A 10,011-nucleotide genomic window follows, 5' to 3' on the forward strand; every position below is an offset into this window, starting at 1 on the left:
CCAACGGCTGCGGCGCACTGATCGCGGTTGATGACCGTCCGAAGCCGTGTGTCAGGGGTTCATGACGTCGGAACGGAGAGCAGCCGACTAACAGTCGGCTCTACCGGTCGATATACCGGTCGGATTTACCGGTCGGATACACGGGTCGGATATACCGGTCGGATACACGGGTCGGATATACCGGTCGGATACACAGGTCGGATATACGGGTCGGATTTACCGGCCGGATACACCGGCCGGCTACACCGGTCGAGACAAGGCGCCGCCGTTACCCGTTATCGCGCAGGAACCGGGCCATCGACGAAACGCCCGGCACGCGCGGTTCGAACTCGCCGGCCACGTCGATGAAACCGCGCATCACCGCGATCTCGCGCGGGCTGCGGTTCAACGCGTCGCGTACGTCCGGATCCGCGCCTGCGCGCAGCAGGCGCTGCACCAGCAGCGGCAGGCCGTGCAATGCCGCCAGGTGCAGCGGACCGAACCCACGCGGATCGCGCGCATCCAATGACACGTCTTCATCGAGCAGCCGCTCCACGGCGGCCAGCACGATCTGCTCATCGCACGCGGTACCCGGCTCGGCGCGCGCGCCCAGCAGCAACAGCAGCGGGGTCACCGAACCGGCTGCGGCCTGGTCCGGTTCGGCACCGGCCAGCAACAAGGTGTCCAGCAGCGCCAGCAGGCGCGAACGATCCCGCGCACCAAAGCCGTACAGGGCCGCACAATGCAGCGGCCCCAGCTGCTGCGCGTCGCCCGCATGCACGTTGGCACCGGCGGTCAGCAGGCGCGCGGCGATGTCCGGCAGGCCCAGCGCGGACGCCAGCATCAGCACGGTCACGCCACCGGGCAGCTTGTATTCCAGTTCCGCACCGGCATCCAGCAGCGCCGACACGATGTCGATCTGGCGCATGCTCACCGCCGCCGACAGCGGCGTGGCACCACTGGCTGCAGCGTGCTGCGGGTTGGCGCCACGCGCCAGCAGCAGGTCGACCACGGCCAAGTGGCCGCCACCGGCGGCACGCAGCAGCGCGGTGCAGCCCTGCGCATCCACCACGTCCACCGCGAAGCCCAGGTCGTTCAACCGGCGCACGGCGTCGGCATCGCCGGCCATCGCGGCGGCGGGGAGATCGGCGGCACGCAGCGCGCGGCGCGGCAGCTGCCAGACCCGCCAATCCAGCCAATCGGCCAGGTCGCGGCGGCCGATCGACAGCGCCACGCCCAGCGGGGTCTGGCCATCGGCAGCGCGGGCTTCAGGCGAGGCGCCCTGCTGCACCAGCAGCTTCAACGAGCCTTCGCGGGCCAGCGCGGTGGCCAGGTGCAGCGCGGTCATGCCGTGGCTGTCGCGGGCTTCACGGTCCACGCCGAGGGTGAGCAGGGCCTGCTGCAGGCGCAGCCAGCCCAGGCGAACGGCGAGCGACAGCGGCGGATCGCCGGCCGGCGAGGCCGCAAACGGATCGGCGCCGCGTTCGAGCAGTTCCAATGCAAGCTGTTCCAGCCCGCGCGCGGCCTGGTCGTGCTGGGCGCAGGCGCTGAGCAGGCGGGCCAGGCCCCCGGCACCGGTCGGCGATACGCCCCGGCGCAGCAGCACCTGCAGCGCAGGCACCGCATCGATGCCACGCGCCAGCAGCGCGAACATCGGGGTATCGCCGCAGGCATCCAGGACCTCCGGCGCGGCACCGTGCGCCAGCAGCCACTCCACCGCGTGCGGGTCCAGCGCCAGTTCACCGTCGTGGAGCAGGCCGCCCAGTTCGTCCGGGCTGCACAGGCGGGCCAGCGAGGCCATGCCATCCACGTTGCCGAATCCCAGCGCTTCGCGCAGCAGGTCCAGCGGCGGGCGGTCCGGCAGTGCCGGGCTGCCCTGCCCGCTGTCGTCCTCGCCCGCGCTGGCCAGGCCATCGCTCACTGCGGTGGGCAGCGGGTAGCTGCGGTCCAGCAGCGAGACGATCGCCCAGCGCCCGGCGGCGGCGGCGATATCCACGGCGCGGCGTCCCTGCGGATCGGAGACGTCGGCGGCAATGCCCAGGTCCAACAGGCGGCGGACCAGCAGCGGCGAGACATTGTCGGCCATGCAGGCCAGCAGCACCGCGTTGCGGCCTTCCACGTCGACCGCATGCAGGTCGGGCTTGTGCGGCAGCAGGTGTTCGACCACCCCGGCCCGGCCACCGCGCGCGGCTTCCAGCCACGGCGTACGAGACAGCGCATCGCGCGATTCAAGGTTGGCGCCCGCCGCCAGCAGCACATCGATGATGTCCACGTGGCCGGCCAATGCCGCTTCATGCAGCGCGCTGCGGCGCTGGCGGTCGCGCGCGTCGGCGCGCGCCTTGTGCTTGAGCAGCAGCTGCACGCCGGCCGGATCGTCTTCTTCGGTACCGGCCGCAGCCAGCAGCACGGGGGTGCCCTCGGCCGGTTCGGTGCGCGCACCGCGCTCCAGCAGGAACCGCGCCAGACGCCAGTTGCCGACCTGACAGGCCACTGCCAGTGGCGACCAGCCGTCATTGTTCAGTGCATCCACTTCGGCCGCGGCATCGCGCAGCAATGCCGCCACGCCGGGGTCGGAACTGCGCGCGGCGTGGTGCAGCGGGGTGTTGCCGTCGCTGTCGACCGCGCGCGAATCGGCACCGTTGGCCAGCAGGGTCATCACCGCTTCGGGGCGGCCGTGCCAGCTGTCGCGGGTGGCGGCCAGCAGCGGGGTCATGCCCTTGTGCGGGGTGTTGACGCCCACGCCACGGGCGATCAGTTCGCGCAGCAGGCGCAGGTCGGGCAGCACGGCGGCCAGCACCACCAGGCTGCGCTGGTCACGCCAGGTCGGGTCGGGCAGGCCCTGCGGGTCCGCCCCGGCGGCCAGCAGCTGCAGGGCGCGGTCGACCCGGCCGCTGCGCGCGGCTTCGTACAGCGCCGGCAGGCGTTCGTGCTGGGCCAGCGGCTCCAGCGGTTGGCCCGGGTCGTCGTGCTGGGCGGCGGCGGCGAACGGGTCGCTGCCCAGGTCGAGCACGCTGCGGCTGCCCAGCGGATCGGCCGGCGCGATGCGCTGCAGGGCCAGGTGGGCCAGCGGCGAACCGATCAGCACCGCCAGCGCGAAGGTCCAGCGCAGGGCATCCGGCACCAGCCCCGGCCACGCAGGAACCACCACCAGCGCGCAGATCGCCACCACCAGCGCGGCCACGACCAGCCCGCGCCAGGCGCTGAGATCGCGGCCGGCCAGGGTGCGCCAGTGGCGCGCCAGGCTGCCGTCACTGCGTTCGATTTCATTCCACAGCGGCCAGGTGCGCCAGACGCCGAGCAGCGCGGCACTGACCGCCACGCTCAGGCCGAGCACAGCGGCCAGGCTGCCGCTGTCGTGCAGCGCGGCCAGCGGCCAGGCCACCAGCAACGCCAGCAGGGCCGGGCCCACCGACCACAGCGCGAGCAGCGCCGGCAGGTCCTGGCGGCCCAGCTGGGGCAGCGCCGGCACGGCGCGGCTGCGCCGCCACCAGGATACGCCCAGCGCGAACGCCGGCTGCGCCAGTGCGGCACCCAGCGCAGCCGGCACCCCGCCCAGCACCGCGGCCAGCGACAGCAGGCCGCCCGTGGCGAAGGCGATGGCGGCAGCGCGGGTGCGCGGAATATCAGTCATCGCGGCGCGGCACCTTCACGGGCGCGACCGGCGGCGGTGGCATCTGCAGGTGGAAGCCGCGCTCTTTGAGGTTGGCGCGCACTTGATCGGCGTCGGCCAGGGCGAGGCGACGGTCCGGAGTCAGGGCAACTTCCAGCACGAATGCGAACGGCGCCAGCGTGGCCTTCAGCGCATCGGGGATGGCATCGAAGGCGTCGCGGGCGGCGAGGTAGACGTAAGTGTCCTGCTTGCGTTGGCTTTTGTAGACGTAGGCTTGCATTGCCCGCGGGGCTTGGCCCTGGGAATAGATACGCCGATTGTGGAGTAAAGCAGGCAACTACGAAAGCCGGGCAGGCGCCAAGGTGTCGGTTTGCTGGCGCGCGGCAGATTCAGGTTCATCAATGTCGCGACGGTGTTCAGGTAGGGCGGCCGCCGCCGTTCCGGGGGGAACGGCGGCGGCGATGCCAGCCGACTAACAGTCGGCTGCTACCGGTGGAGTGCCGCGAAGCGTCACTTCACCTTTGCGTAGGTGCCCTTCAGGGCGACGCCGGCCAGGATGGCGCCTGCGTAGCATTCGAAGTTGGTGGTGCTCTTGAACTCGTTCTTCTTGTAGTAGCTGACCACGTCGACCACGGCGTTGGCGCCGCGCGACTTGGCGCCGTCCTGCAGCGCCTTCAGCGCCGACAGGGCCACCCAGTTGCAGGCCTCGGCATCGCTCTTGTTGGCGGCATTGGTCTTCTTGTTGGTCACGTCTTCGCCGAGGCGCTGCTGGACGTTGACCTTTTCGCCGGCCAGGAAGAAGCGGACGCTGCCGTCGATGCCGGCGGCCTTCGCCTCCGGGGAGTTGATCAGGTCATGCAGCGGCAGCTCGACCCGGGTTTCACGGGCGTTGGCGGTGCTGGCAACAGCAAGCAGGGCGGTGGCGGCAATCAGGGCAAAACGACGCATTCAAACATCTCCTTGTTGGTAAGGCGGGGTGTTGCTCGGGGGAAAGTCAGTCCTGCCAGCGGCGGAAGATCAACGAAGTGTTGATGCCGCCGAAGGCGAAGTTGTTGCTCATCACGTACTCGGGCTGCATCTGCCGGCCTTCGCCGCGGATGAAATCGAGCGCGCCGCAACGCGGGTCGACCTCGTGCAGGTTCAGGGTCGGGGCGAACCAGCCTTCGCGCATCATTTCGATGGTCACCCAGGCCTCGAACGCGCCGCACGCGCCGAGCATGTGGCCGACGTAGCTCTTCAGCGAGCTGATCGGCATGCCTGCGCCGAACACCTGGGCGGTGGCCTGGGTTTCGGCGATGTCGCCGTGCTCGGTGGCGGTGCCATGTGCGTTGACGTAGCCGATCTGCTGCGGTTCCAGCCCGGCGTCTTCCAGCGCCAGGCGCATGGCCTGGGCCATGGTGTCGGCGGTGGGCTGGGTGACATGCTGGCCGTCGCTGTTGGTGCCGTAGCCGACCACTTCGGCCAGGATGGTGGCGCCGCGCGCCTGCGCGTGTTCCAGCTCTTCCAGGATCAGGGTGCCGGCTCCCTCGCCCAGCACCAGGCCGTCGCGGTGGGCATCAAAGGGACTTGGCGTGGTCTTCGGCGCATCGTTGCGCACGCTGGTGGCGAACAGGGTGTCGAACACCGCCGCGGCGGTGGCGTCGAGCTGTTCGGCGCCGCCGGTGACCATCACCGTCTGCTTGCCGCTGCGGATCGCCTCGTAGCCGGACCCCACACCCTGGCTGCCGGAGGTGCAGGCGCTGGAGGTGGTATACACGCGACCGGACAAGCCGAAGAACACGCCGATGTTCACCGGCGAGGTGTGGCTCATCATCTTCAGGTAGGTGGTGGCGCTGATGCCTTCGGTGGTGTGCTCGTGGAGCATGCGGCCGAATTCGGCGGTGGCTTCGTGGCTGCCCGACGACGACCCGTAGGCCACGCCGGCCAGGCCGCTGCGCAGCACCGGATGGCCGAGCAGGCCGGCCGCTTCCAGCGCCAGTTCGGTGGCGCGCACCGACATCACCGCCACCTTGCCCATGCTGCGGGTGGTCTTGCGGTTGTAGTTCGAGGGCAGCTCGTAGTCTTCAGCCGGTGCAGCCAGGCGCGTGTTGAGGCCGTCGAACACTTCCCAGCCGGGGATGTAGCGCACCGCGTTTTCCTGCGCATGCAGGCGCGCGCGGATGCTCGGCCAGTCGTGCCCCAGCGGGCTGATGGCGGCGGCACCGGTCACCACGACGCGACGATCGGGTCGGCTCATCAGACCATCCCTCCGTTGACCGAGATCACCTGGCGGGTGATGTACCCGGCCGATTCGGAGAGCAGGAACGAGACCGCGTGCGCGACTTCGTCCGGCTGGCCCATGCGCCCGGCGGGAATGAGTTTCAGGGCTTGCTCAAGCACTTCTTCGTTGACCATCTCGGTCTCGATCAGGCCCGGTGCCACGCAGTTGACGGTGATCGCGCGGCTGGCCAGTTCCAGCGCCAGCGCCTTGGTGGCGCCGATGATGCCGGCCTTGGCCGCGCTGTAGTTGGTCTGGCCGCGGTTGCCGACCAGCCCCGACACCGAAGACAGGGTGACGATGCGGCCGGGCTTGCGCCGCCGCACCATCGGCATCACCAGCGGGTGCAGCACGTTGTAGAAGCTGTCCAGGTTGGTGTGCACCACCGCATCCCAGTCCTCTGCCGGCATGGCCGGGAAGGCGCCGTCACGGGCGATGCCGGCGTTGCAGACCACGCCGTAGTAGGCGCCGTGCGCCTCGACATCGGCCTCCAGCGCGGTGCGCGCGGCATCGCGGTCGGACACGTCGAACATCAGCACGCGGGCCTGGCGGCCCAGTGCCTGGATCTCCGCGACCACCTGCTGCGCTTCGTCGATCCTGCTGCGGCAATGCACCACCACATCGAAGCCGTCGCGCGCGATCCGCAGCGCCACGGCGCGGCCGATGCCCCGGCTGGCGCCGGTCACCAGCACGGTCAGATTCCCTGTCATGCCTCTCCACTCTCCAGATAAGCCATCGCATCGCGTGGTTCAAACACCGATACATTGGCGACCGCCAATTCAACATCCCCTGCCAGGATCCGGCAGGCGAACATGCCCAGTCCATTTTCGCCCATCAGCTCGCAGTGTGCCTCCACCCGCAGGCAGCTGCCCGGCGTGAAAGCCGGCTGGTGGGCGGTATAGCGGCGGGTGCCGAGCAGGAATCCGATCGACGGCTCGCGCCCTTCGGCGCGCGCGCGGCAGCCGGCCCAGGCCGCAATCGCCTGTGCCATGTACTCGACGCCCACCCAGGCGGGCACCCCTTCAGGCGTGGAGAACAGGCCGTGCGTGGGCACGTCCACTTCGACCACGATGGATTCCGCCTGCCATTCGATGACCCGGTCGATCAGCCGCAGGCTCTCGCGATGCGGCAGCACGCTTTCGATATCGGTCGGCAACTGCATGCTCATCCCCGCGCCAGCGCCAGCACGGCATTGCTGCCGCCGAAGGCGAACGAATGGCTGAGTACATGCTGCAGCGGCTGCGCCGCGCGCGTGCCAGGCGCCACCAGGGCCAGCGCCGGCAGCGCCTCGTCGCCCTGCCCGTCCCACCAGTGCGTGGGCAGGCGCTGGCCCGGGTTGTCGGCCAGGGTCATCCAGCACAGCGCCGCTTCGATCGCGCCCGAGGCGCCCAGGGTGTGCCCGGTCAGCGGCTTGGTCGAGCTGGCAGGCACCTGCGTGCCCAGCACGCTGGCCACGGCCAGGCTTTCCATGGCGTCGTTGTGGCCAGTGGCGGTGCCGTGCAGGTTGACGTAATCAATCTGGTCGGGGGCCAGGCCGGCGCGGTCCAGCGCCTGCTGGATGGCCTCGATGGCGCCGCGCGCCTGCGGGTCCGGCGCGGACATGTGGTGCGCGTCGGAGGATTCGCCCCAGCCGGACAGGCGCACCGGGCCGGGCTCGCGGGTCATCAGGAACAGCGCGGCGCCCTCGCCGATGTTGATGCCGTTGCGGTGGCGCGAGAACGGGTTGCAGCGCGCGGCCGACACCGATTCGAGCGCGCAGAACCCGGCCACGGTGAAGCGGCACAGCGAATCGGCGCCACCGGCCACTACGGCATCGACCACTCCCGAACGCAGCAGGCGCGCGGCGGACATCAGCGCCTTGGCGCTGGACGAGCAGGCGGTGGAAATGGTCCAGGCCGGACCATCGCTGCCGATCCGCTCGCGCACGAAGCGCGCCGAGGTGCCCATTTCCTGCTGCGCGTAGTCGAAACCGTCCGGCCAGCGGCCTTCGTCGGCCTGCAGGCGCAGCGCGCCTTCGGATTCACCGATGCCCGAGGTGCTGGTGCCGATGATCACCGCGACGCGCCCGGCGCCGAAGCGCGCGATCGCCGCTTCCACCGCCGGGCGGATCTGCAGCAGTGCGGTTTCCAGCAGCGCGTTGTTGCGTCCGCGCAGCGCCACCGGCAACGCCGACAGGTCCGGCAGCGGCCCGCTCACTTCGCCCAGCGCCAGGGTGCGGCCGGCGATCAGGGTGTCGTTGTCGCTCAGGCCGCCGGGCTGGTCGGCGAACAGCCCGTCGCGCACCTGCGCGCGCCCGCTGCCCAGTGCGCAGACCACACCCAGCTCGTTCAGATATACCGCGCTGCTGCTCACTGTCGTGCCTGTCCCATGTCCAACGATTCAATCACCAGTTCATAGCCTTCGGCCAGGTTGCGCAGGCGCAGGCGGCCGCCGTCGAGCGGTTCCAGTACCAGCCACGCCTTCCCACCCTGCTCCAGGCGGCGGCCACCGTCGGCCTCGACGAGGCTCCATCCAGCGGGAAGCTTCGCCCGGATGGCATCGGCCGGCCACAGCGCGAACTGAAGGTCATCCAGCACGCGTTCGCCACGCACCTGCGGCGGCAGCCACGGGGCGCGGGTCTGTTCCAGGGTGTGCCCGTCCCAGACCATGCGCACGCCGGTCTGGCCCATTGCCTGCACCGCCAGCCGCACCTGCTCGCCATCGGCCTCGAGCAGCGCATCCAGCTCGCGCTCGTGGCTGCCGAAGCGGAACTGCAGGCGCTGCTGCAGCTGCAGCGGTTCGGCCAGCGCCGAGGGTGCCAGCTGCAGGGTCGGCAGCTGCACCAGGGGAGCGGGCATGCGGGTGCTGGCGCAGGCCGCCAGCAACACGCTCAACAGCAACGTCAGGATCAGCCGGTGCACAGTTCCTCCAGCACCCGCAGGCGGCGGCCGCTGTCATCGGCCACGTACGGGTTGGTGGTGTCCCACGCGTAACCGGCCAGGATCGAGGAGATCATGCGGCGCACATCCGGCTGCGGGTCGGGGTGGTAGATGATCTTCTGGAAGCCACCGGCGTACCAAGCCTCGACGAAACGGCGGAAGGTCTTCACCCCGGCGCGCAGCGGAAGGGCGAATTCGCGTTCCCAGTCCACCTGCTCACCGGCATGCCGACGCGCCAGGCAGTCGCTGGCCAGCTGCGCGGACTTGAAGGCGATGGTCACGCCGGAGGAGAACACCGGGTCCAGGAACTCGCCGGCGTTGCCCAGCAGCGCGTAGCCCTCGCCCCACAGCGAGCTGACGTTGGCCGAATAGCCGGTGATGGTGCGCACCGGCAGCACCGCCCATTCGGCGTTCTTCAGCAGGCGGGTCAGGTTCGGGTCTTCGCCGACGATGGCCTGCAGTTTCTCCAGGTCGGTGCCGTCGTACTTCTCGAAGAAGCTCGGCTCGGCCACCACGCCCAGCGAACAGCAGCCGTTGGAGAACGGGATGGTCCAGTACCACACGTCCACGTGTTCGGGATGGGTGGTGATCAGGATCTTGTTGCGGTCGAAACCGGCATCGGCCGGAATGTGGTCGCGCACGTGGCAGAAGATCGCACCGCGCACCGGGAAGTTCGACGGCGATTCCAGGTTGAGCAGGCGCGGCAGCAGGCGCGCGAAGCCGCTGGCATCGAGGATGAAGCCGGCTTCGATGGTGTACTCGCTGCCATCCGGGCGGCGCACCTGCACGCGCGCCGGGCTGCCCGGCTCGACCGACAGCACTTCGTCTCCGAAACGAAGGGTGGTGCCCATGCGCTCGGCACCGCGCGCCAGCACGTCGTCGAAATTGGCGCGCTGCACCTGGTAGGTGGTGCCCCAGCCCGGCGAGAACTTGTCGCGGAAGTCGAACTCGGTGGTGCGCTCGCCGCGCACGAAGGCCGCACCGTTCTTGTACTGGAAGCCGGCTTCGACCACGTCCTGCAGCAGGCCGGCCGCTTCGATGTATTCCATGCTCTGCGGCAGCAGGCTCTCACCGATGGAGAAGCGCGGGAACTGTTGGCGCTCCAGCATCAGCACCTGGCGGCCCTGCTGGCGCAGCATGGCGGCGGCCACGGAACCGGCAGGACCTGCTCCGATCACCAGGATTTCAGTTGTTTCCAGTGCTGCGGTCATCGATGCATCCTTGATCAAGAAGTAGGGGGAGTCCGG

At 69.9% G+C, this 10,011-nt stretch carries 9 protein-coding genes; all 9 read right to left on the bottom strand.

From position 1 onward, the window contains the following. Nucleotides 1–268: 268 nt before the first annotated feature. Nucleotides 269–3,610, bottom strand: coding sequence for an ankyrin repeat domain-containing protein (locus AC06E7_RS05995; RefSeq protein ID WP_478063494.1), 3,342 nt, complete (start codon nt 3,608–3,610; stop codon nt 269–271). Continuing rightward, complete coding sequence (locus AC06E7_RS06000) at nt 3,603–3,869, bottom strand: YcgL domain-containing protein (RefSeq protein WP_184126006.1); 267 nt, start codon at nt 3,867–3,869, stop codon at nt 3,603–3,605. The genes AC06E7_RS05995 and AC06E7_RS06000 overlap by 8 nt, the downstream gene beginning before the upstream one ends. A 230-nt stretch (nt 3,870–4,099) precedes the next feature. After that, nucleotides 4,100–4,537: an excinuclease ATPase subunit gene (locus AC06E7_RS06005; RefSeq protein WP_093532656.1), complete on the bottom strand. Its 438-nt coding sequence runs from the start codon at nt 4,535–4,537 to the stop codon at nt 4,100–4,102. Between the two features lie 46 nt (nt 4,538–4,583). Beyond that, nucleotides 4,584–5,825 carry a beta-ketoacyl-ACP synthase gene (locus tag AC06E7_RS06010; RefSeq protein ID WP_068854444.1) on the bottom strand — a complete coding sequence of 414 codons (1,242 nt, stop codon included), beginning with the start codon at nt 5,823–5,825 and terminating at the stop codon, nt 4,584–4,586. Further along, on the bottom strand, nt 5,825–6,556 hold the full coding sequence (fabG, locus tag AC06E7_RS06015) for a 3-oxoacyl-ACP reductase FabG (protein WP_478063497.1): 732 nt from the start codon (nt 6,554–6,556) through the stop codon (nt 5,825–5,827). The genes AC06E7_RS06010 and fabG overlap by 1 nt, the downstream gene beginning before the upstream one ends. After that, a complete protein-coding gene (locus AC06E7_RS06020; RefSeq protein WP_478063499.1) occupies nt 6,553–7,008 on the bottom strand; it encodes a hotdog family protein in 456 nt (151 codons plus the stop codon). The genes fabG and AC06E7_RS06020 overlap by 4 nt, the downstream gene beginning before the upstream one ends. Nucleotides 7,009–7,010: 2 nt before the next feature. Beyond that, on the bottom strand, nt 7,011–8,198 hold the full coding sequence (locus AC06E7_RS06025) for a beta-ketoacyl-[acyl-carrier-protein] synthase family protein (protein WP_478063501.1): 1,188 nt from the start codon (nt 8,196–8,198) through the stop codon (nt 7,011–7,013). After that, on the bottom strand, nt 8,195–8,746 hold the full coding sequence (locus tag AC06E7_RS06030; protein WP_093532651.1) for a DUF3261 domain-containing protein: 552 nt from the start codon (nt 8,744–8,746) through the stop codon (nt 8,195–8,197). Before AC06E7_RS06030 ends, AC06E7_RS06025 begins: the two co-directional genes overlap by 4 nt. After that, complete coding sequence (locus AC06E7_RS06035; RefSeq protein WP_095363319.1) at nt 8,734–9,975, bottom strand: NAD(P)/FAD-dependent oxidoreductase; 1,242 nt, start codon at nt 9,973–9,975, stop codon at nt 8,734–8,736. Before AC06E7_RS06035 ends, AC06E7_RS06030 begins: the two co-directional genes overlap by 13 nt. Between the last annotated feature and the right edge of the window lie 36 nt (nt 9,976–10,011).

It is taken from the genome of Stenotrophomonas sp. Steno-Z4 (assembly GCF_056393145.1).

What these genes read in the sequence shown, in the direction of transcription:
- AC06E7_RS05995 (WP_478063494.1), bottom strand. Translation starts at nt 3,610, where the DNA reads ATGACTGATATTCCGCGCACCCGCGCTGCCGCCATCGCCTTCGCCACG.
- AC06E7_RS06000 (WP_184126006.1), bottom strand. Translation starts at nt 3,869, where the DNA reads ATGCAAGCCTACGTCTACAAAAGCCAACGCAAGCAGGACACTTACGTC.
- AC06E7_RS06005 (WP_093532656.1), bottom strand. Translation starts at nt 4,537, where the DNA reads ATGCGTCGTTTTGCCCTGATTGCCGCCACCGCCCTGCTTGCTGTTGCC.
- AC06E7_RS06010 (WP_068854444.1), bottom strand. Translation starts at nt 5,825, where the DNA reads ATGAGCCGACCCGATCGTCGCGTCGTGGTGACCGGTGCCGCCGCCATC.
- fabG (WP_478063497.1), bottom strand. Translation starts at nt 6,556, where the DNA reads ATGACAGGGAATCTGACCGTGCTGGTGACCGGCGCCAGCCGGGGCATC.
- AC06E7_RS06020 (WP_478063499.1), bottom strand. Translation starts at nt 7,008, where the DNA reads ATGCAGTTGCCGACCGATATCGAAAGCGTGCTGCCGCATCGCGAGAGC.
- AC06E7_RS06035 (WP_095363319.1), bottom strand. Translation starts at nt 9,975, where the DNA reads ATGACCGCAGCACTGGAAACAACTGAAATCCTGGTGATCGGAGCAGGT.